The organism is Bradyrhizobium sp. McL0616 (assembly GCF_049993385.1).
GTDB lineage: Bacteria > Pseudomonadota > Alphaproteobacteria > Rhizobiales > Xanthobacteraceae > Bradyrhizobium.
The window spans coordinates 943233-963902 of sequence record NZ_CP188255.1; the positions used below are offsets into that span (position 1 = coordinate 943233).

General features: G+C 65.5%; 18 protein-coding genes. 4 read left to right on the top strand and 14 right to left on the bottom strand.

Annotated features, from left to right (window positions below; all coding sequences use genetic code 11):
- Window positions 1–18 precede the first annotated feature (18 nt).
- Window positions 19–1812 (top strand): potassium/proton antiporter, encoded by a 1794-nt coding sequence (locus ACPPVR_RS04570; protein ID WP_426613076.1) that lies wholly within the window; start codon window positions 19–21, stop codon window positions 1810–1812.
- Window positions 1813–1993: 181 nt separating this feature from the next.
- Here the strand turns inward: ACPPVR_RS04570 and ACPPVR_RS04575 are convergent, their stop codons facing one another.
- Genes ACPPVR_RS04575 through ACPPVR_RS04595 form a run of 5 tightly spaced genes read right to left on the bottom strand, consistent with a single transcriptional unit; the run spans window position 1994 to window position 6673 of the window.
- A complete protein-coding gene (locus ACPPVR_RS04575; RefSeq protein ID WP_426613077.1) occupies window positions 1994–2902 on the bottom strand; it encodes a polysaccharide deacetylase family protein in 909 nt (302 codons plus the stop codon).
- A gap of 3 nt (window positions 2903–2905) precedes the next feature.
- A complete protein-coding gene (locus tag ACPPVR_RS04580) occupies window positions 2906–3703 on the bottom strand; it encodes an ABC transporter permease (RefSeq protein WP_426613078.1) in 798 nt (265 codons plus the stop codon).
- Window positions 3703–4566: an ABC transporter permease gene (locus tag ACPPVR_RS04585; RefSeq protein ID WP_426613079.1), complete on the bottom strand. Its 864-nt coding sequence runs from the start codon at window positions 4564–4566 to the stop codon at window positions 3703–3705. Before ACPPVR_RS04585 ends, ACPPVR_RS04580 begins: the two co-directional genes overlap by 1 nt.
- Entirely contained in the window at window positions 4563–5642 is a 1080-nt protein-coding gene (locus ACPPVR_RS04590) for an ABC transporter ATP-binding protein (protein ID WP_426613080.1), read from the bottom strand. Before ACPPVR_RS04590 ends, ACPPVR_RS04585 begins: the two co-directional genes overlap by 4 nt.
- Window positions 5639–6673: an extracellular solute-binding protein gene (locus tag ACPPVR_RS04595; protein WP_426613081.1), complete on the bottom strand. Its 1035-nt coding sequence runs from the start codon at window positions 6671–6673 to the stop codon at window positions 5639–5641. The genes ACPPVR_RS04590 and ACPPVR_RS04595 overlap by 4 nt, the downstream gene beginning before the upstream one ends.
- Window positions 6674–6863: 190 nt before the next feature.
- Here ACPPVR_RS04595 and ACPPVR_RS04600 point away from each other — a divergent pair, with 190 nt between their 5' ends.
- Window positions 6864–7610 (top strand): GntR family transcriptional regulator, encoded by a 747-nt coding sequence (locus ACPPVR_RS04600; RefSeq protein ID WP_426616331.1) that lies wholly within the window; start codon window positions 6864–6866, stop codon window positions 7608–7610.
- A gap of 120 nt (window positions 7611–7730) precedes the next feature.
- Here ACPPVR_RS04600 and modC read toward each other — a convergent pair whose 3' ends face one another.
- From modC to mepA, 5 genes are all read right to left on the bottom strand, one after another.
- Entirely contained in the window at window positions 7731–8393 is a 663-nt protein-coding gene (gene modC, locus ACPPVR_RS04605; protein ID WP_426613082.1) for a molybdenum ABC transporter ATP-binding protein, read from the bottom strand.
- Between the two features lie 2 nt (window positions 8394–8395).
- Window positions 8396–9091, bottom strand: coding sequence for a molybdate ABC transporter permease subunit (gene modB / locus ACPPVR_RS04610; RefSeq protein WP_426613083.1), 696 nt, complete (start codon window positions 9089–9091; stop codon window positions 8396–8398).
- Window positions 9092–9103: 12 nt separating this feature from the next.
- The gene (gene modA, locus ACPPVR_RS04615; protein ID WP_426613084.1) at window positions 9104–9889 is read right to left on the bottom strand and encodes a molybdate ABC transporter substrate-binding protein; all 786 of its coding nucleotides are present in this window, start codon (window positions 9887–9889) and stop codon (window positions 9104–9106) included.
- Between the two features lie 209 nt (window positions 9890–10098).
- Window positions 10099–10602 (bottom strand): hypothetical protein, encoded by a 504-nt coding sequence (locus tag ACPPVR_RS04620; protein WP_426613085.1) that lies wholly within the window; start codon window positions 10600–10602, stop codon window positions 10099–10101.
- A gap of 156 nt (window positions 10603–10758) precedes the next feature.
- Complete coding sequence (mepA, locus tag ACPPVR_RS04625; protein WP_426613086.1) at window positions 10759–11703, bottom strand: penicillin-insensitive murein endopeptidase; 945 nt, start codon at window positions 11701–11703, stop codon at window positions 10759–10761.
- Window positions 11704–12094: 391 nt separating this feature from the next.
- Here mepA and ACPPVR_RS04630 point away from each other — a divergent pair, with 391 nt between their 5' ends.
- Complete coding sequence (locus ACPPVR_RS04630; RefSeq protein WP_426613087.1) at window positions 12095–14320, top strand: putative bifunctional diguanylate cyclase/phosphodiesterase; 2226 nt, start codon at window positions 12095–12097, stop codon at window positions 14318–14320.
- An 18-nt stretch (window positions 14321–14338) separates the two neighbouring features.
- On the opposite strand, the gene ACPPVR_RS04635 is transcribed toward ACPPVR_RS04630, so the two are convergent.
- From ACPPVR_RS04635 to ACPPVR_RS04650, 4 genes are all read right to left on the bottom strand, one after another.
- Complete coding sequence (locus tag ACPPVR_RS04635) at window positions 14339–14791, bottom strand: hypothetical protein (RefSeq protein ID WP_426613088.1); 453 nt, start codon at window positions 14789–14791, stop codon at window positions 14339–14341.
- A gap of 119 nt (window positions 14792–14910) precedes the next feature.
- Window positions 14911–16875 carry a methyl-accepting chemotaxis protein gene (locus tag ACPPVR_RS04640; RefSeq protein ID WP_426613089.1) on the bottom strand — a complete coding sequence of 655 codons (1965 nt, stop codon included), beginning with the start codon at window positions 16873–16875 and terminating at the stop codon, window positions 14911–14913.
- 202 nt (window positions 16876–17077) lie between these two features.
- Window positions 17078–18232 (bottom strand): acyl-CoA dehydrogenase family protein, encoded by a 1155-nt coding sequence (locus ACPPVR_RS04645; RefSeq protein ID WP_426613090.1) that lies wholly within the window; start codon window positions 18230–18232, stop codon window positions 17078–17080.
- Between the two features lie 82 nt (window positions 18233–18314).
- Window positions 18315–18785, bottom strand: a complete 471-nt coding sequence (locus ACPPVR_RS04650) for a GNAT family N-acetyltransferase (protein ID WP_426613091.1) — start codon at window positions 18783–18785, stop codon at window positions 18315–18317.
- Between the two features lie 101 nt (window positions 18786–18886).
- Here ACPPVR_RS04650 and ACPPVR_RS04655 point away from each other — a divergent pair, with 101 nt between their 5' ends.
- Window positions 18887–20506 carry an amidase family protein gene (locus tag ACPPVR_RS04655; RefSeq protein WP_426613092.1) on the top strand — a complete coding sequence of 540 codons (1620 nt, stop codon included), beginning with the start codon at window positions 18887–18889 and terminating at the stop codon, window positions 20504–20506.
- Window positions 20507–20670: the final 164 nt, after the last annotated feature.

Consider the following 20670-nt stretch of genomic DNA (forward strand, 5'->3'; position numbering starts at 1 on the left):
TTTGTAACCGGAAGGTGGATGGCCTCTCTCGACTCCGTCAGCATCGCTATTCTGCTCGGCGCCGCCCTGGTGATGGCCGGCATCCTGTCGAGCCTGCTCGCGCTGCGCTTCGGCGCGCCGTTGCTGCTCGTGTTCCTTGCGATTGGCATGCTGGCCGGCGATGCCGGCCCCGGCCAGCTCCAGTTCGACGACGTCCGCACCACCTACCTGGTCGGCTCGGTGGCGCTGGCCTTGATCCTGTTCGACGGCGGCCTGCGCACGCGCTTTGCCAGCATTCGCACCGTGCTGGCGCCCTCGGTGGTGCTCGCGACCGTCGGCGTGCTCCTGACCGCGCTGATCACGGCGCCATTTGCGAAATACGCCCTCGACCTCAACTGGACGGAATCGCTGCTGGTCGGCGCCGTGGTGGCCTCGACCGACGCTGCCGCGGTGTTCCTGCTGGTCCATACCCAGGGCCTGCGCCTGCGCCCGCGCGTCGGCGCGACGCTGGAGGCGGAATCCGGCACCAACGATCCCTTCGCGATCTTCCTCACCTTGATGCTGGTCGAATACATCTCGCTGGGATCGAGCACGGCGGGTCACGTGCTGATGGAGTTCGCCCTGGAAGCGGCGCTGGGCGCCCTCGTCGGCTTCTTTGGCGGGCGTCTCGTCGTCATCGCGCTCAACAAGGTCGCGCTGCCGCAGGGCCTGCATGCGCCCTTCGTCATGACTGCCGCGCTCGTGATCTTCGGCGGCTCGCAGATCATGCACGCCTCCGGTTTCCTCGCGGTCTATCTCGCCGGCATCATCATCGGCAATCGGCCGACGCGCGCGCATAATTCGGTGGTGGCTTTCCTCGACGCCGCGACCTGGCTGGCGCAGATCGTGATGTTCGTGCTGCTCGGCCTCCTGGTCTCGCCGAGCCGGCTGGGCGCCAGCGTGCTGCCGGCGGTTGGGGTCGCCTTCGTCCTGATGCTGGTGGCGCGGCCGATCGCGGTGTTCGTGTGCCTGGCGCCGTTCCGCTTCAACTGGCGCGAGAAGATCTTCATCGCCTGGACCGGCCTGCGCGGCGCGGTCGCGATCTTCCTGGCGTCGATCCCGATGCTGGTCGGCCTGTCGAAGGCCTATCTCTATTTCGACGTCGCCTTCGTCGTCGTCATTATCTCGCTGCTGCTGCAAGGCTGGACGCTGGCACCCGCCGCGCGCAAGCTGCACGTGGCGCTGCCGCGCGCCGAGCGCGGTCCGCGGCGTGTCGAACTGGACTTGCCCGGCCAGCTCGAGCAGCAGCTGGTCGGCTATCCGGTGCGGCCCAAGAGCCTGTATTTCCGCCGCGGCCTGATCCCGTCCTGGTCCAAGCCGACGCTGGTGATCCGCAACCAGAACATCTTGACGCCCGCGGAAGCCGACCCGGTCGCGCCCGGCGACTACATCTATCTGCTGGCGCCGCCGGAAAAAGCCGAGTCGCTCGATCGCTTCTTCGTCGACATGCAGCCAAGCACGGCGCCCGATCCGCATCTGCTCGGCGACTTCATGGTCTCCGGCGAGCACACGCTGGCCGAGCTCGCCGAGATCTACGGCGTGAAGGTCGGCGAGGACGAGGGCAAGCTGACGCTCGCCGATTGGTTCGACGTCCATCTCGACCGCGCGCCGAAGGAAGGGGCGGAGCTCCCGCTGGGAGAGATCGTGCTGGTTGCCCGAAGCATCTCCGGCGGCCGCGTCAACGTCGTCGGCCTCCGCTTGCCGGAAGAAGACGAAACGCCCGCGCCGCTGACGCGCATGCAAGTATGGCGGCGCAAGCTTGCGGAGCTGTGGGCGTCGGTGGCTGGGGTTTAGCTCCCGCGCATTCTGCATTCAGTTTGGTAGGGCGGAATCAGCCACGGGCTCCGTCATTGCGAGCGTAGCGAAGCAATCCAGACTGTTGTCGCGGAAAGATTCGGGATTGCTTCGCTGCGCTCGCAATGACGAGATTGACGTACGAGAAACCTGCATCTCGCCATCATCGCCCGCTGTAAAATCACTCCCCCGCCGGCACCGCCTTCATCCAGTGCCGCGCGATCGCCGCGCGCGGGGCTATCCATGCGGCGCCGCTGCCGGTGATATGCGCCAGAATCCGCTCCAGCGCGCCGATGCGGCCGGGACGACCGATCATGCGCAGATGCAAGCCGATCGACATCATCTTCGGCGCCGTCTCGCCCTCGCGCTTCAGCCATTCGAACGCGTCGATGACATAGTCGGCGAAATCGGCGCCGCTGAAGCGCGAGGCGTTGTAATACTGCATGTCGTTGGTGTCGAAAGCGTAGGGCAGCACCAAATGCTGCTTGCCGCTGACTTCCCTGTAATAGGGCAAATCGTCATTGTAAGCGTCGCTGTCGTAGAGGAAGCCGCCGTCCTCGACCAAAAGCCGCCGCGTGTTCGGCGATGTCGCCGAGCGCGTGTGCCAGCCGACCGGGCGTTGCCCGGTGACGCGCTCGATCGCTGCCACAGTCCTCGCGATGACTTTGCGCTCGCTGGCTTCGTCCATCTCGGCGTGGCTCTGCCAGCGCCAGCCATGGGCCGAGACCTCATGGCCCCGCGCGATGGCATCGCGCGCGAGCTCCGGCGAGCGCTCGACGGCGCGGCCGCAGGAGCTCACCGTGACCTTGACGCCGTGCGCGTCGAACAGGTTCATGATGCGCCACCATGCGGCGCGCGTGCCGTACTCGAAGTGGCTGTCGATGCAGGAATCCGGGCCGTCGAGCCGGTGCACGACCTCGTAGATCGCTTCGTTATTCGCATCGTCGTCGTTGACGGAGAACTCGGAGCCCTCCTCGAAATTCACCACCAGCGACACCGCCACGCGCGCATTGTCGGGCCAGCGCGGATTTGGTGGTTGGCCGCGATAGCCGATGAAGTCGCGATGCGAAGATCTGGGTTCGTTGCTCATGGATCAATCCGAGGTTCCGGCCATGCGATGCAGGCCGACGACGCGATCGCTGACGAACAGCAGGATCACCGTGCCGGCGAGGATGAGGGTGGAGAGCGCCGCGAGCGTCGGATCGGGCGCCTCCTCGATATATTGCAGCATCCGGATCGGCAGCGTCTTGGTGCGGACGTCGGCGAGGAAGATCGAGACCGGATAATTGTCGAACGATGCCAGGAACGAGAAGATGCCGGCGATCAGGAACGACGGCGCCAGCGCCGGCACCATCACCCGCAGCACGCCGCCCGGATAGGTGCAGCCGAGCGTGCGCGCCGCCTCGATCAGCGTGAAGTCGAACCGCGCAAGTCCCGCGATCATGGTGCGCGCGACGTAGGGCAGCGTGATTACGAGATGGGCGACCAGCAGCGTCGCCCAGGGCGCGGTGAAGCCGATGGCGCGAAAACCCTGCAGCAGCGCGATGCCGAGCACGAGGCCCGGCATCATCAGCGGCGAGACCAGCGCGGTCGCAAAGATGCCCGCACCCGGCAGCTTTCCGCGTGCGATCGCGATGGCGGCGAGCGTGCCGCAGACCAGCGAGATCGCGGTCGAGAACAGCGCTATCTGAAGCGACAGCAACAGTGACGGCCAGAAGCCGTCGAGCCGGCCGATCTTGCCGTACCAACGCGTCGATGCGCCCGTGAGCGGCAAATCGAACACCGGTGTCGGCGAGAAGCTTGCGGCAGCAATCACCAGCAATGGCGCGAGCAAGAACAGCGCCAGCGCGATCGCCATCACCCAGCAGACGATGATTGCAGCGCGCGTCATCACTTCGGCTCCCGCGACAGCCGCGCGCTCAGCGCAACAACGGCAATCGCGATTCCCAGCAGCACGACGCCGGCCGCGGCGCCGAAGCCGGGCTCGCGCGCGAGCAGATAGGCTTTTGCGATCGTGGTCGCGAGCGTCGGATATCTTTCGCCGATCAGCAGCGTCGGTACCACATAGGCGGACACCGAGAGCGAGAACACCAGCGCGACGCCCGCGATGATGCCGGGCAACGTCAACGGCAGGATCACGCGGAAGAACGTCAGGAACGGCGAGGCGCCGAGTGTGGCGGCGGCCTCCGCATAGCGCGGATCGAGTTGGGCGACGATCGCGTAGATCGGCAGGATCATGAAGGGCAGGAAGATGTTGACGGCGCCGACGATCAGCGCGGTCTCGGTGAAGATCATCCGGATCGGGTCCTCGATGATGCCGAGCACGATCAGCGTTTCGTTGACGATGCCGTCGCTGCGCAGCAGGATCGTCCAGGCAAAGGCCTTGACGATGACGCTGGCCGCGAGCGGCAGGAACAGCGTCGCCAGCAGGATCGAGCGCAGGGCGCCGCGGGCGCGCGCCAGCGCGAAGGCGGCGGGATAGCTGATCAGGAAGGCGATCAGCGTGGTCAGAAGTCCCAGCCGCAGCGAATTCCAGATCACGCCGAGATAATAGGGCGTGCCGAGCAGGCGCTTGTAATGCGCGAGAGTCAGTCCGTTGGCATCGACGATGCTAACGCCGAGCAGCAGCACCAGCGGCAGCGCGAACACGCCGGCGATGATGACGAAGGACGGCAGCACGAAGCCGATCGCCGCCAGCCGCTCGCGATCGACCGCGGGCGCCGCGACGGGTGCGGGCAGCGCTGCTTCGCTCATGCCTGCGCCTCCATCGGAAACGCAAAGGTCTCGGCCACCGGCCAGCTCAGGCGGATCTCGTCATGCACCCGCGGGATGGCGCCGTCGCGCCCGGAGAGTTCGGCGAGCAGACTTTCGCCGGCGCCGGCATCGACCTCGACCAGCGTACGCGAGCCCTGGAACACCACGGAGCGGACGCGACCAGCCGCGGAGTTGGCCTCGCCCTGCTCACCAAGACGAAGCTGTTCGGGGCGCGCCGCGACGATGACGGGCGAGCCCGCCTGGAAATTGCCGAGGGCGGAGAGGCGGCCGACCTTGGTCTCGACATCGACCTTGTCGCCGTTGGTCGCCAGCACGGTCCCCGAAATGCGGGTCGACAGCCCGACGAAATTGAGCGCGAACAGGCTGGCGGGCCGCAAGTAAAGCTCGCGCGGCTCGGCGAGCTGCTCGATGCGCCCCTTGTTCATGACCGCGACGCGATCCGACATGGTCAGCGCCTCGTCCTGGTCGTGGGTGACGAAGATCGCGGTCGCCTTCACATCCTGGAGCAGGCGGCGCAGCTCGACCTGCATCTCCTCGCGCAGCTTGCGATCGAGCGCGGAGAGCGCCTCGTCGAACAGCAGCACGTCCGGCTCGACCGCAATCGCACGCGCCAGCGCCACGCGTTGCTGCTGGCCACCGGAGAGCGCCGAGATGCGGCGCCCACCGAGATGACCGAGCTTGACCAGCGCCAGCGCGCGCTCCACCGCAACATCGATCTCGCGCTTGGCCGCGCCGCGCACCTTCAGTCCGAACGCGACGTTGCCGGCAACGGTGAGATGCGGGAACAGCGCATAGCTCTGGAACACCACGCCGACATTGCGCTTGTGCGGCGGCACGTTGGTGATATCGCGCCCGGCGAGCTCGACCTTGCCGGTGTCGGGCTGCGCCAGCCCCGCGATGGCGCGGAGCAGGGTGGTCTTGCCGCAACCGGAAGGGCCGAGCAGCGTGACGAGTTCGCCGCGGCGGATGGTGAGGTCGATGTGATCCAGAACCGTCGTCGGTCCGTAGCGCTTGGAGACACCGCGGACGACGAGATGCGGGCTGCTCTCGCTCATGTCATCTCCTTGCTCCAGCGGTCGACCCAGCCGGCACGGTTTTTCGCAACGAATGCCCAGTCCGGGGCGAACAGCGAGGCCGGATCGGGAAATCCCGCCGGCGTCGGCGTGTTCTTGTTGGTCGGTGCGACAAAAGCCTTATCAGCGAGGATGGTCTGCGCCTCCGGGCTGAGGAAGAAGTCGATCACGGCATCCGCGAGATCGCCGGCCGGCGCCCCAGCTACCTTCGCGATTCCGGAGGGCATCGCAAAGCCGCCATCCTGCGGCACGGCGAGATCGACCGGCGAACCGTCGGCTTTTCGGATCAGTGTGTAGGCGGAAAACTGTCCGCCGATCATCCAGGCTTCGCCCTGCTCCAGCAGATTGATGGCCTGCGGCGCGTTGGTATAGACGTTGAGGAGGTTCGGCTTCAGCTCCTTCACCTTCTTGAAGGCGGCGTCGATCTCGTACTGCGCTTCCTTGTAGGGCTTGCCGGTTTCGAGATGCGCGGCTGCGAGCAATGTCCAGAATCCTTCGGTGTTGGACAACGACGGCACGATCACCTTGGAGGCATATTTCGCGTCCCACAGGTCGGCCCACTTGCCAGGGGCCGTCTTCATGCGCTTGGTCGAATAGGCGATGCCGGCCCAGGGCCGCTGGTAGTTCGCCCACATCCCGTCCTGATGCACCGAGTTATCGACGAGCTTGCCGAGATTGGCGATGGACGATGCCGACATCTTGGTGATCAGCCCTTCGCTAGCGGCCGGCAGCATCACCGGATCGTCCATGATGACCACGGAGATTTTCGGTGCGGCCTTGTCGGCCTGCATCTTCTGAAGATTGGTCAGCGAGTTGGTGCCCTCGTAGAGCACCTTGCAGTCGAGCTTCTTCTCCAGCACCGGAAACAGATCGGCGTTGAAATATTTCGCGGCGCCGGCGGGGCCGCCGATGACGATCTCCTTGGGGGCGGCGCGCAGGCGCGCCGGGGCGGCGAGGAGCGCGGTCAAGGCCGCGCCGGATTTCAAAACGCTGCGTCGGGAGGGGGTGTGCATGGGCATGTCCCGTTTGTTGTGCGTAAAGCTTGCTACGAAGCAGCAGCAAGCGCCATGCCAAATGTGCACATTTTAATAAAGGCAAGTGATTTCAATGTATTGATTTAATCGCGCACCTGTCTCCTGCACAGCCCAGCGGCAAATGTGCACATTTTTTGGAGGTGACGCTGCGCATCCTTTGGGCCTAGCTATCGCCATGGCGACGCAGCGCAGGCAGAGCGGCAAGGGAAACGGCAAGGCCAATCCGGCCGAGGACGAGGCGGTCTATCAGGCCATCCTGCACGCGCTGCTGGAGGGCAAGCTGAAGGCGGGGACCAAGCTTGCCGAGCCGCCGTTGGCCGAAATCTTCGGGGTGTCGCGCGAGCGCATCCGCAAAGTGCTGCACCGGCTGGGTGCAGAGCGGCGGCTGGAGATGATTCCGAACCGCGGCGCCCGGGTGCCGCGCCCGACGCTCGACGACGTCCGCAGCGTCTACGAGGCGCATCGCGTGCTCGAGGCCGGCGTGCTGACGCAGCTCGTCCGCCATATCGACGATGCCCTGATCAATCGGCTGAATGCCCATCTCGCCGAGGAGCGCGCCGCCGCCACGCGCGGCGATCGCGCCGCCTCGGTGCGGCTGTCCGGTGCGTTCCATGTCCATCTGGTGGAAGCGCTCGGCAATGCCGAGCTCACGCGCTTCCTCGCTGATCTGCTCAGCCGCTCCTCGGTGATGGTCTCGGTCTACGAGCCTGCCACCGATTCAATCTGCGCCGTCGACGAACACGGCGCCATCGTCGAAGCCTTGCGCGCCCGCGACGTGGCGCGGGCGATTGCGGTGTCGCGCGAGCATTTCCTGCATGTGGAGAGCCGGCTGCATCTGGATGATGATGCCGCGCCGGCGGGTGAGGATCTGGCTGCAGTGTTCGCGGCGGTGAAGCCAAAGCGGCGGAAGCGCTGATTTTTCCCACCGACCTCTCCGCCGTCCTTGCGAGCGCAGCGAAGCAATCCAGTCTGCCACCGCGGAAAGACTCTGGATTGCTTCGCTACGCTCGCAATGACGGGGATGGGCCACGGGCCCTCACGTCAGCACCTTCACCCCGCCGAACGACGTCACGCGCCCCTGCTTGAGCATCACGATCTGCGTGGCGAGCTGGCGCAGTTCGGCGACGTCATGGCTGACATAGACCATGGGGACATTGGCCTCGTCGCGCAGCCGCACCAGATAGGGCAAAATCTCGAGCTTGCGGCCTTCGTCGAGCGCGCCGAGCGGCTCGTCGAGCAGCAGCAGGCGCGGTTTTGACAGCAACGCGCGGCCGAGCGCGACGCGCTGGCGCTCGCCGCCGGAGAGCTTTCCGGGACGGCGATCGAGCAGCGTGCCGATGTCGAGCAGATCAACGACGCGCTTGTGCTGCGCGACATCCTCAGTGAGGCGGTTCATCCGCCTTCCATAGTCGAGATTCTGTGCGACGTTGAGATGCGGAAACAGCCGCGCGTCCTGGAACACATAGCCGATGCGGCGGCGCCAGGTCGGGATGTGGATGCCGGCCGCGGTGTCGTCGACCGTCTCGCCGTCGATTACGATGGTGCCGCGGTCGGGACGCAGCAGGCCCGCGATCATGTTGATCAGCGAGCTCTTGCCGGCTCCGGATGCGCCGAACAGGCCGGTGACGCGGCCTTCGCTTTCGAAGGATGCTTGAAGCGAGAATTCACCGAGCTTCTTTTCGACATCGACCCGCAGCATGGTCAATTCCCGTGCAGGCGCGCGGTGGCGCGGCGGGCGAACCATTCGGCCGCGATCAGCGCGCCGAGTGCGAGCACGACCGAGATGATGACGAGCCGGCCCGCGGCCGCGTCACCGTCCGGCGTCTGGATCAGCGAATAGATCGCCGACGAAATCGTCTGGGTCTCGCCGGGAATGTTGGAGACGAAGGTGATGGTGGCGCCGAACTCGCCGATCGCCTTGGCAAAGCCAAGCACCATGCCGGCGAGCACGCCGGGCAGCGCCAGCGGCAGCGTCACCGTGAAGAACACTTTGAAAGGCGCGGCACCGAGCGTTTCTGCCGCCTGCTCGAGCCGGCGATCGATCGCCTCGATCGACAGCCGCATCGGGCGCACCAGAAGCGGAAACGACATCACGCCGCAGGCGAGCGCCGCACCGGTCCAGCGGAACGCGAAGACGATGCCGAGATGGTCGGCGAGGAAGGCACCGACCAGGCCGCGGCGGCCAAACGTAAGGAGCAGGAGATAGCCGGTGACGACCGGCGGCAGCACCAGCGGCAGATGCACCAGCGCATCGAGAACCGATTTGCCCCAGAAATCACGTCGGGCGAGCAGCCACGCCAGCGCAATGCCGAACGGCGTCGCCACCAGCGTTGCGATCACGGCGACCCTGAGCGAGAGCAGGATCGCCGTCCATTCGGCGGGCGAAATCTCGGACATCAAGTCGCAATATCACGTCGTGGGGCTGATCAGGAACTTGAAGCCGTATTTCTCCAAGATCGTCTTGGCCGCCGACGTGCGCAGGAAGGCGAGGTAATCATTGGTCTCCGGCTTCGCGGTCGTGGTCGCCGCAACCGGATAGATGATCGCGGGGTGCGAATCCGCCGGGAAGGTGCCGACGATCTTCACGCCGGGCTCGACCTTGGCGTCGGTGGAATAGACGATGCCGAGATTGGCCTCGCCGCGCGCCACCAGTGTCAGCGCGGCGCGCACGCTCTCGGCCATGGCGAATTTCGGCTCGGCTGCCTGCCATGCGCCCAGCTTCTCCAGCGCCGCCTTGGCGTATTTGCCGACCGGAACCGACTTGACGTCGCCGGTCGCGATCTTGCCGTCGCCGGCGAGTTTGGCGAGGTCAAAACCCTGCGCGATCGTGACGTTGTCAATCTTGGAATCCTTCGGCGCGATCAGCACGATGCTGTTGCCGAGCAGATTGACGCGGGTCGACTCGTTGATGGTCTTCTTGCTCGTCGCGTAGTCCATCCAGTCGGTGTCGGCGGAAACGAACACATCGGCCGGCGCGCCCTGCTCGATCTGCTTGGCCAGCACCGAGCTTGCAGCATAGCTGACGCTGAACTTGACGCCGGTCTTGGCGGTGTAGGCGGCGTCGATCTCGTCGAGCGCGTTCTTCATCGAGGCGGCCGCGAACACGGTGATGGTCTTGTCCTCGGCCGCGGCAGGCGAAAGGCTCGCGCCCGCGAGGATCACGAAGGCGGTGAAAAGTCCGGCAATACGAAACATGGGGTGCGCTCCGAGCGAGCCCGCGCGCAAAATCGCACGCGCAACTGGCGTTTGTGGGTCATGCGTTGCGACCGGCGGAAGCGCTGTTCCACGTGGCCCTGCAACGGCTTACGGCCGGCAGGGATATCGCAGCTGCGAAGATAGCAGGCTGGGGCTTGAGGTGAAAGGCGACCGTTTGTCTAACCAGCCGGACCTCTAACCTGCCGGGTCTATTGTGCCGGCAGGATCGCGATCGAGAGCGCATTGTCCTTGGCGCCGCTGACCTGGAGCACCAAGGGCTTGTCCGAGAGCTCGTATTTCATGGTCTTGCGGATGCCGTCGCAATCGGTCGCGCCGCTGAAGGCAACGGGCTTGAGGAAATGCCCGTCCTGCACCACGTCGACCCAGGCCCCGGTGGAGAGGCTGATCGTGTAGAGGCCCGCCTTCGCGGTCTTGATGCTGGTGAAGCCGGCAAAGGTGCCGTCCTTCGGCGCCCGCTCCGGCGGCGAGGGCAGTTTGGCTTCGCTTGGTGCAACCAGTCCCAGCGTGATGGCGGATGACGGCAAGCCCGCCTGTTCGCTTCCCGATGCAAGCTTGGCGCGATCGGGCGCGGTCAGCGCGGCGCGCTCGCGTTCGATCGGCCATTTGAACTTGTCGCAGCCGCTGGGTTCCTCCGCGGCGAAGGCGGGAGCGGCGCTGAGCGAAAGCACGGCGAGGAAAGTGAGGACGCGCATGTCAGATCTCATCATTGGCCACGCGAGGGACGCGGGCTTGCGGTCAGGCTGTTGACGTACGGGATGCGCATCCCGGGATGCCGCGGGCTTACGGCCCGGCGGCAAGGCGATCCTAGCGCATTCCGGGGGATAGGGACCAGCCGGCTGACGAACTTGTTACGGCTTCGCGTCCCCCGCATGCAGCACCACTTTACAAGCCGCCGGCATCTGCGCCAGCGTCATCGGCGGATGTGGTTTTGGCGGCTCCGGCGACGGCTTGGGATGCAGCACACCGTCGCTGAACCAGTAGGCGAAATCAGAAGCCTTGCAGCCTTCGTCCTCGGATTGCGACGGCTGGCCCTGGCATTCGCCGGCGCCCGCCGGGCAGCGCATGCGGATATGGAAGTGATAGTCGTGGCCCCACCACGGCCTGATCTTCGACAGCCAGGAGCGGTCGCCCTTGGCCTCGCGGCACAACGCCTTCTTGATCGCCGGATTGACGAAGATGCGCTGCACCGCCGGCTCCTGCGCCGCGTCGCGCAGCACCAGCACATGGGCGGGCGTGAACACCTTCGGATCGATGTCGAGCCGGTCGTCGCGCACCATCATGACCGCGGACGTCTCCTCGCGCTCCTCGCGCGAGAGACGATGGTCCGGCATCGGCGTCAGCCAGATGTCGGCATCGAGCCCGATCTGATGGCTGGCATGACCGGACAATGCAGGCCCGCCGCGCGGCTGGCCGATGTCGCCGACGAGAATGCCGGGCCAGCCCGCATCCTTGTGCGCCTTGGCCGCGAGCCGCTTGATCAGCGCGATCATGTCGGGATGACCGTAGTTGCGATTGCGCGACAGCCGCATCACCTGCCAATTGTCGCCGTTGAGCGGCATCTGCTCGGCGCCGCCAATGCAGCCTTTGACATAGGAGCCGATGACGTGCGCCGGCCCGGTCGAGGGCAGCAGCTTGCGCGCAAACAGCTCCTTGGCGCCGACCTTGGGATCGTTCGGATTGGCGAGCGGCGGCAGCGGCTTCGGGTTGACGCTGCCCTTGTCCTGAGCCAGCGTGCCGCCGGCGTTCAAGAGTGTCATGACAAGCAGGAGAGGGGCAATGCGGCGAGGACTCATGCTGACACCTTATAGCCCAACGCGGCGCCGATGCCGCACGCGATCTGCCAGCGCGATGGCACGCAACGCAAAAATTCATGTTCCAACGAGATCATCCCAAAGTCGCATACTGACCGGCCGCTTTTTAACGGCGCGATAACCCTATGTTGCATTGACCAAAATTCGTGCGCGGAGTGAGCAATCACCGCAGCCGGCATGCAATGGCGCGCGATTGCGGAAATGATTCAAGAGAGCGCGCAATTTTGCGCCAGCGCGCTCGCCGATCGCGACGCGGACACAGGTTTGGCGCGCTCGCTGATGCCGCGCCGCCTCGCAAACAGGCAAAAAAGCTCGCGTCGCGCGATCCGCGCGACGGTGGCGAGCCCGCCAAGATTACTGTTTTTTCAGATACTTGCCGCAAGAGTTGCGGTCGCTGGGCGCGACTGGGACATGTAAGTTGAGTTTTGGGTCTCGAAAACCAAAAAAGCGAAAGCTCGCCGCGCTTGCGACAGCCGGCCAGCGGCTGCGCAAGCCGCGATTCGCGCGCGCCCCCCATCAGCCCGCCGAAAGCGGCGCGGCCATCATCGAGGCCCGCAAATCGCATGATCGCCTGCGCCAGGCCGTCGACATGCTGCCGCAAGGCATCGTCATCCTCGACCCCGAAGGCCGCTACGTCCTCTGGAACAAGCAATATTCCGAGATCTACAGCAAGACCGCCGATCTGTTCGCGGAAGGCGCGCGGCTGGAAGATACGCTGCGCATCGGCGTTGCCCGCGGTGATTATCCGGAAGCCTTGGGCCACGAGGACGAGTGGATCGCCGACCGGCTGAAGAAGCTCTATGAGCCCGGCAAGCGCCACGAGCAGACGCTGTCGGATGGCCGCGTCATCCTGATCGAGGAACGCCGCACCGAAGACGGCGGAGTCGTCGGCCTGCGTGTCGACATCACCGAATTGAAGCAGCGCGAGGCCTCGTTCCGCCTGCTGTTCGACGGCAATCCCGTTCCCATGATCGTTTGCGCGCTGGACGACGAGCGCATCCTCGGCGTCAACGAGTCCGCGGTCGCGCATTACGGCTATAGCCGCGCCGAGTTCGAGAAGCTGAAGATCCGCTCCTTGCAGGCCTTCGACAGCGAGTCGCCCTGGACCATCGATCGTTCCAGCGAGGAGCAGGCCGCGCGCACCTGGAAGCACGTCAAGGCCGACGGCACGCTGATCGATCTTGCGATTTATTCGCGCGAATTGACCTATGCCGAGCGGCCCGCGGTGCTGCTCGCGCTGATGGACATCACCGAACGCAAACGCGCCGAGGCGCGGCTCGCCTTCATGGCCCAGCATGACGGGCTGACCGGCCTGCCCAACCGCAATCTGCTGCGGCAGACCATGGACGAAATGCTGCTGCACACGCGCCGCAGCCCCGAGAAGGTCGCGGTGCTGATGCTGGGGCTCGACAATTTCAAGGCGGTCAACGAAACGCTCGGACATGCGGTCGGCGACAAGCTGTTGCGCGGCGTTGCCAAGCGGCTGCGCTCGAGCTTGCGCGAGGACGACGCGCTGGCGCGGCTCAATTCGGACGAGTTCGTGATCGTGCAAAGCGGACTGACGCGCCCCGAGGATGCGGTGCTGCTGGCCAAGCGGCTGCTGGAGGCCATCGCCGATCCCTATCTGCTCGACGGCCATTCCGTGGTGATCGGCGCCTCCATCGGCATTGCGATGGCGCCCGGTGACGGCGATGATTCCGAAAAGCTGCTCAAGAGCGCCGACATGGCGCTGTCGCGCGCCAAGCTGGATGCGCGCGGGACCTTCGCGTTCTTCGAGGCCGCGCTCGATGCGAAAGCGCAGACCCGCCGCAAGATCGAGGTCGAGCTGCGCGACGCGATCCAGAACGACGTGCTGCGGCCGTACTACCAGCCGCTGGTCGATCTTTCGAGCGGCCGCATCACCGGCTTCGAAGCGCTGGTGCGCTGGCCGCATCCGGAGCGCGGCATGGTCTCGCCGGCCGAGTTCATTCCGGTCGCCGAGGACACCGGTCTCATCAATCCGCTCGGCGGGCTGATGCTGCGCCGCGCCTGTTTCGATGCCGCGACCTGGCCGGACGACGTCCGCGTCGCGGTCAACCTCTCGCCGCTCCAGTTCCGCAGCGGAAATCTGCTTTCGGTGGTGACGGACGCGCTGAAACATTCCGGCCTGCCGCCGCGCCGGCTCGAGCTCGAGATCACCGAGACGCTGCTGCTCGAGAAGAGCGCCCAGGTGCTGGCGACGCTGCATGCGCTGCGCGCACTTGGCGTGCGCATCTCGATGGACGATTTCGGCACCGGCTACTCCAGCCTGAGCTATCTGCGCAGTTTCCCTTTCGACAAGATCAAGATCGACCAGTTGTTCGTTCGTGATTTGGGCGCCAACCGCGAGTCGCAGGCGATCATCCGCTCCATCGTCAGCCTCGGCAAAGGCTTGGGGGTCATCATCACCGCCGAGGGCGTCGAGACCGAAGCCGAGCTGAGCTGCCTCCGCGCCGAAGGCTGCGACGAAGGCCAGGGCTTCCTGTTCAGCAAGGCCCGCCCCAATGCCGAGATTATCAGCCTGCTGACGGCGCAGCGCGGCATCGACGGTGACGAGAGCGACACCGCGCTGGTGGCTTAGCGTTCGATACGTTCGCTTCTAGTAGCCGGAGTACGGGCCGGAGGGCATGCAAGAGTCGTCGACATAGCTATAGCCGCCGCCATAACCGTAATACGACGCGGGCGGATAGCTGTAGGCGGGATAGCCGCCACCATAGTATCCGCCGTAGTAACCGCGATAGCCTCCATCATAGGCACTTGCGATCCCGGCGCCGACGACGGCGCCTGCGACACCGTAACCGAGGCCGCGATAGCCGTAGCCGCGGTAGCCCCAGCGACCGCGATAAGCCAAGCCGCCGCGATAGCCGTAGCCGCCGCGGTAGCCGTAGCCGCCGCGGTAGCCGTAGCCCCAGCGCACTTCGGTGGTGGCCGGATCCATCATCGATGTCATCGTCGTCACATGTGTCGGCATCGGGCCGGCCTGGGCGCCCATGACGAGCATGGCACTGGCCGCGGCGAGAACGGCAATACGCAGAGAGTTCGAGAACCTCATAACCATCTCCGTGCTGTGCGGCGGCGCTGTGGCGCGGCCATCGACGGCCTATACGGAAATGGCGTTGCTGCAGCAGGCTTGATTTAGATCAAGCAGATTGCGGCCAATCACAGCCGCCGTCAGGCCGCGCGAAGCCCAGCCAGGAATGTATCCACGCTCTTCATCAGCGCAGAGGCATGCTGTCCGAGCTCGCCTGACGCCACCATCACATTGCCAGCCAGTGCGCGCGATTGATCTGCGGCGAGGCTTGCACCTGCAACGTTCGCGGAAACCTCCGTAGTGCCGGTCGACGCCTGCTGCACGCTGCGGGCGATCTCGCGTGTCGCGGAGCCCTGCTCTTCGACGGCAGCGGCAATCGTCGTGGCGATGCCGCTGATCTCGCGGATGGTACCGCTGATATCGGAAATCGCGATGACGCAATTGCCGGTGGCCGCCTGAATCGCATTAACCTGGGTCGCGATCTCGTCGGTAGCCTTCGCGGTTTGGCTCGCCAGCTCCTTCACCTCGGAGGCGACCACGGCAAAGCCGCGGCCGGCTTCGCCGGCGCGGGCCGCCTCGATCGTGGCGTTCAGCGCCAGCAAATTGGTCTGGCTCGCAATCTCGCTGATCAACCGCAGCACATCGCCGATGCGCTCGGCAGAGGCCGCAAGGCTCGCGACCATCTCCGTCGTCTCGCTGGCCTTGACCACGGCGCCGCTCGCAACCTGGCTGGAATGGGTGACCTGGCGGCCGATCTCCGTGACGGAGGAGGCGAGCTCCTCGGTCGCAGCCGCCACCGCATTGACGCTGGTCGAAGCTTCTTCCGACGCCGTCGCCGCGGCTGAGGCGCGCTGCGAGGTGCCGTTGACGCTGGAGGTGATTTCGCCCGCGACATGATGCATGCCCTCGGTCGCCCTGGCGACCGCCGCGACCACGCCCTTGACGTCGGCCTCGAAGCGGTCGGCCATCTGGCGCTGCAGCGCCTGCTTCTCGACCTCCGCCTTGGCCTTGTCGGCCTCCTGCGCCTCGCGCATAGCGACTGAGTCCAGCATATTGCGGCGGAACACATCGACCGCCTTGGCCATGGTGCCGAGCTCGTCCGCCCGCTCGCTGCCGGGAATGGTGACGCTGGTGTCGCCGCTCGACAAACGGTTCATGACCGCGGTGATGGCGGTCAGTGGCCGCGACAATCCGCGCCCGAGCAGGAAGGCCAGCACAATCGCGGCGGCGAGGATCGCGACCGTGCCGAGGATCAGATTGCGTTCCGCAGCGTCAAAGCCGGCCTCGTATTCGGTCGTGTCCTTGATGATCTCGAGCACGCCGACCGGCTGGCCGGCGTAGTTCTTGATCGGCCCGGCATAGACCTCGGCCGGATGACCGTTCAGTTCGGCCTCGCGCAGCAGCGGTGCGCCGCCGATCACGGCTTTCAGCTCGTCCGGCTTGGCGACGGCGTTTTCGCCGAAGGTCGAGGACAGCTTGTTCAGCGACGCACCGTCGACGGAATAGACCGCGAGGTCGATGCCAAAGCGCTTCTTGGCGCGGTCGACGAACTCCTTGCCGAAGGCGGCACCGATATCGACATTGGCGATGTTCTTGCCGTCGCGCACGATCGGGGTCATGCCGAAGATGCCGAGCGCCTCGCGGCCCGGTTCGACACCGACGATCTGGCGGCCGGTCTTGAGCGCCTCGACCACGGTGGTGCGGCGCCCGGAAACGTCGTCGCCGAAGGTTTTCGGCGAGTGAACGCGGAAGAACGAGATCGCTGGCGGAAGCTGGAAGGTGATCAGCGGGATGCCCTGCGCCTTCAGCGCCTTGTTGGCGTCGCCAAGCAAGGTGAAGAGGCTGTCGCGGTCGCCCTTGGCGATGGCGTCGCCGACCGGCGGCAGCGCGGCGATCACGGCGGAGACGGCCAAGGCCGAACGGCCCTCATAGTCGATCGCTGCAATCACGCTCTCATATTGCAGCTTGAGCTGCTGATCGAGCGCCATCCGGGTCAGTGCCCGCTGCTGGGTGATCGAGAAGCCGGAGAGGATGGCGCACGCCACAGCAACGGTCAGCGCGATGGTGAGAATCAGGCGGGCCGCAATCGACTTGAGCTTGAGCATCGAAATTCCCCGGGCATTCCAAAAGATTGATCTTGGTTTTCCCGGACGGTCCCAGAAATTGCTTAACAACAAGGCCGGCATGGCCCCCGTGTTTCAACGGGGTCGCCTTATCCTTTTGCATGACTCACTGCGATGAGTGCATGGAGACCGGACGTTCGTCGCAAGCAGGGACAAAGCGCCGCAGCTTCGTGCGCGCAGGCGACTAGCGTTTTTCGGCAAGGATCATCTTGCCGACATCCTCATAATGCGTGTCGCGCGCCTGGATCTGCTGGGTGATCGCGTGCATGTCGCGAAAGCGCCGTTCGAACGGATTGCTGCGAAACACCGCCGTCGCGCCGGCCATGTGATAGGCGGTGTCGACCACCTTGGCCGATTGCTGGATGGTCCAGGTCGCAGCGAGGCGAACGGCGCTGCGCTGCGCCGGGCTGAACGTGCCGGTCGCGGAGAGGTCGCGCCACATCGCGTTCGCCGTCGCGTAGAGATACGCGCGGGCCGCGCGAAGATCGCCCTCGGTGCGGCCGATCAGGCCCTGGACCGCCTGGTTGTCGCGCATGGCGCTCGCCGCAAGCGACTGATGCTTTGCGCGCGCCAGCGCAATCGCGGCATCAAGCGTGGCGCGTGCCACGCCGAGCGAGACCGCGGCAAAGCCGAGACTGAACGTCGAGCCGGTCGGGAGCCGGTAGAGCGGGCCCGGCTCGCGCAAGGCATCGGGCACGTCACGGAACGCGGCAAAGCGATCCGGGATGAAGAGGTCGTGCACCTCGTAGGAATCGGTGCCGGTTCCGGCGAGCCCGATCGCCTGCCAGACGTCGTGCATCACAGCGCTCGCAAGCGGAAACAAAATGGTGCGCATCTCCGGCGAGCCGTCGGCATTTTTTCGCGGTGTGCCGTCGCTACCTGTGATGCGGACATGCGCCCCCAGCCAGCTCGCCTGCCGTGAGCCCGAGGCAAAATCCCAGCGCGCCGTGACGCGATAGCCGCCCTCGACCGCGCGCGCCTGATGCGCTACCGCGCCCCAGGCGAGGATGCCAGGCGCCGTGTTGAAGATCTCGTGCGCGCTGTCGTGATCGAGCGCGGCTGCGATCATCGCGCAGACGCTGCATTGGCCGAGACACCAGGCGGTCGAGGCGTCCGCCTTCGCGATCTCCTCCAGCATCTGCATGAAGATCTCGGGCGGCGCCTCCGAGCCGCCGAGGCTCTGCGGCAGCAGCGCGCGATAGAGCCCGTTCTCGGTCAGCGCGCCCACGACCGCCGGCGTCAGCCGCCGTGTCCGCTCGATCTCGTCAGCCTCGCTCGCAATCAGCGGTGCGATGGCCCGCGCCCGCTCGATCAGGCCAACCCCGGGAGTTGCGTTCATATCAGCGTTTCCTCGCCCATTCTTGGTGTGAGCGGTAAGTGGCGCGATGGTGGTCTATTTCGCGATAGCGATCAAGCCGGGGCTACCGACCCTGCAAGGGAGCATCGAGCAAGCGTTCCATGATGATCGTGCGTTCGTCGCCATGATAGCTGTCGCGCACGGCGTTGAACCCGAGCCGCGCGTAGAATGTTTCAGCGGTGACCGACGACGGAACCGTCAAGGCTGGAATGTTTCGCGTGCGCGCCATGTGCTCGATCCGGGCCATCAGCAGCTTGCCGATCCCTTGGGCCTGAACGTCGGGCGCCACGAACACGGTGCGGACGACGCTTCCGTCGAGGCTTGCCGTTCCGACGACGCGGTCGCCGATGGTGGCGACAAAGACGGCGCGTTTCGCAATCAGCTCGCGCACGGCGTCTGGACTAAAGCTGAGCTCGACCCTTGCGATGATCTCGTCGGTATAGTCCTTGGCATTGGTTTCGCGCAGCGCACGCAGGATGACCACGCTGATGTCGGCGGCGTCATCGTCCAGCGCAGGCCGGATCGTGTATTCCATCGGTCGCCCCCTCGGCTGGCAGCTTGTCGCGCAATCGGGATAAATGCTACAATTTGTAGCATATGTCTGTAAAGCCAGTCCGGCCGTCCAAGAGGCACGTCATGAAGAAGCCAACCCGTCGCGCCGCGGCCGCCGCCGAGGCGCCGAAGCTGACGCTCGCACACGCGCCTTTGAGCGACATCATCGATGCCCTGGCCGGGGGGCAGGTCACCGCGACGGCGCTGACCAAATTCTATCTCGCGCGCATCGAAGCCTACGACCGCGATGGTCCGATGCTCAACGCCGTCCGCGCGCTCAATCCCGACGCCCTCACGATCGCGGGCAAGCTCGACGGCACCAGGCCGTCGGTCAAACGGCCGCTGGCCGGCGTTCCGATATTGCTGAAGGACAACATCGCAACCGGCGACAAGCAACCGACGACGGCGGGCTCGCTGGCGCTGGAGGGTGCACGCGCCAGGCGCGACGCCACAATCGTCAAGCTGCTGCGCAAGGCCGGCGCGGTGATCCTGGGCAAGGCGAACCTGACGGAGTTCGCGAACATCCTCGCGATCGACATGCCCTCGGGCTATTCATCGCTGGGCGGCCAGGTGAAGAACCCCTATGCACCGACGCTGATGGACGATCGCGGCATTCCCGTCGTGTCGCCGGGGGGCTCGAGTTCGGGTTCGGCGGTCGCCGTGGCCGCAGGTTTTTGCGCCGCCTCGATCGGCACCGAGACTTCGGGCTCGCTGCTGTTCCCCGCCAGCCAGAATGGCCTCGTCACCGTCAAGCCGACCGTCGGATTGATCAGCCGTGCCGGCATCGTGCCGATCGCGCACAGCCAGGACACCGCAGGACCGATGACGCGCAATGTGTGCGACGCGGCGATGCTCCTCAACGTGCTGGCCGCCAAGGATCCGCTCGATCCCCTGACGCTGCGGCAGCGGCGGCCGGCCGATTACACCGCGGGCCTTGCCTCCGACGCGATGAAGGGCGCGCGCATCGGTGTGCCGAGCGACCCAACCGACCCGCTGAACGATCGCTACTACGGCAAGCTGCAACCCGGCTGGGTCAAGGTGATGACCGAGACGATCAAGGTGCTGGAGGATCTGGGTGCCGTCATCGTGCGCGCCAACATGCCGACGGCCGGCTGGCTTGCCGGACCAGGCACGACCATGTCTGTGCTCAACCGCAATCCGCTGAGCCCCAACAAGGGCAATGCGATGATGCAGTGGATCGTGTTCCTCTACGAGCTGAAGCACGATCTCAATCTCTATTTGAAGAATTGGGCGACCAGCACAGAGATCAAGACCATCGCCGACATCGTCGCCTTCAACGAGGCGCACGCGGAGAAGGCGCTGCGTTTCGGCCAGGACCTGTTCCTCGCCGCCAACTTGACCAGGGGCGATTTGAGCGAGCGCGAATACAAATCGGCGCGTGCGATGGACCTGCTTGCCGCCAAAACGCGTGGCATGGACGCCTATATGAACCAGCACAAGCTCGACGCCGTGCTGTTCCCCGGCAGCGGAGGCTGCGTGATATCAGCGAAGGCGGGCTATCCCAGCGTCATGGTGCCCGCAGGTTTCATCTCGGGGGCCGACGACAAGGACACGCCCGACTATCCGCTCGGCGTTACCTTCGCAGGGCCTGCCTGGAGCGAGCACAAGCTTCTGCGTCTGGCCTACGCGTTCGAGCAGGCGTCGCACATGCGCAAGCCGCCGCCCGGCTTGCCTGCGCTTTAGATTCTAAGGCTCTCCTTGCCGAGAGATGTCCGGCGGGATGCCGAGGAACCGCAAGGGTCTCGCGTTTACGCGAGCCTCGGAAACAAGTCCCGCTGCCCGGACGTTATCATCCTTTGAAAGAACGTGGTATTCCTGCAAGGCAGGCAGCGATCTTGATCTCCGAC

Coding starts and splice junctions, on each gene's coding strand:
- ACPPVR_RS04635 (WP_426613088.1), bottom strand. CDS start 14,791: ATGAGGTTCTCGAACTCTCTGCGTATTGCCGTTCTCGCCGCGGCCAGT.
- ACPPVR_RS04595 (WP_426613081.1), bottom strand. CDS start 6,673: ATGCACACCCCCTCCCGACGCAGCGTTTTGAAATCCGGCGCGGCCTTG.
- ACPPVR_RS04575 (WP_426613077.1), bottom strand. CDS start 2,902: ATGAGCAACGAACCCAGATCTTCGCATCGCGACTTCATCGGCTATCGC.
- modB (WP_426613083.1), bottom strand. CDS start 9,091: ATGTCCGAGATTTCGCCCGCCGAATGGACGGCGATCCTGCTCTCGCTC.
- ACPPVR_RS04640 (WP_426613089.1), bottom strand. CDS start 16,875: ATGCTCAAGCTCAAGTCGATTGCGGCCCGCCTGATTCTCACCATCGCG.
- mepA (WP_426613086.1), bottom strand. CDS start 11,703: ATGAGTCCTCGCCGCATTGCCCCTCTCCTGCTTGTCATGACACTCTTG.
- ACPPVR_RS04590 (WP_426613080.1), bottom strand. CDS start 5,642: ATGAGCGAGAGCAGCCCGCATCTCGTCGTCCGCGGTGTCTCCAAGCGC.
- ACPPVR_RS04570 (WP_426613076.1), top strand. CDS start 19: ATGGCCTCTCTCGACTCCGTCAGCATCGCTATTCTGCTCGGCGCCGCC.
- ACPPVR_RS04580 (WP_426613078.1), bottom strand. CDS start 3,703: ATGACGCGCGCTGCAATCATCGTCTGCTGGGTGATGGCGATCGCGCTG.
- ACPPVR_RS04585 (WP_426613079.1), bottom strand. CDS start 4,566: ATGAGCGAAGCAGCGCTGCCCGCACCCGTCGCGGCGCCCGCGGTCGAT.
- ACPPVR_RS04655 (WP_426613092.1), top strand. CDS start 18,887: ATGAAGAAGCCAACCCGTCGCGCCGCGGCCGCCGCCGAGGCGCCGAAG.
- modA (WP_426613084.1), bottom strand. CDS start 9,889: ATGTTTCGTATTGCCGGACTTTTCACCGCCTTCGTGATCCTCGCGGGC.
- ACPPVR_RS04650 (WP_426613091.1), bottom strand. CDS start 18,785: ATGGAATACACGATCCGGCCTGCGCTGGACGATGACGCCGCCGACATC.
- ACPPVR_RS04645 (WP_426613090.1), bottom strand. CDS start 18,232: ATGAACGCAACTCCCGGGGTTGGCCTGATCGAGCGGGCGCGGGCCATC.
- modC (WP_426613082.1), bottom strand. CDS start 8,393: ATGCTGCGGGTCGATGTCGAAAAGAAGCTCGGTGAATTCTCGCTTCAA.
- ACPPVR_RS04620 (WP_426613085.1), bottom strand. CDS start 10,602: ATGCGCGTCCTCACTTTCCTCGCCGTGCTTTCGCTCAGCGCCGCTCCC.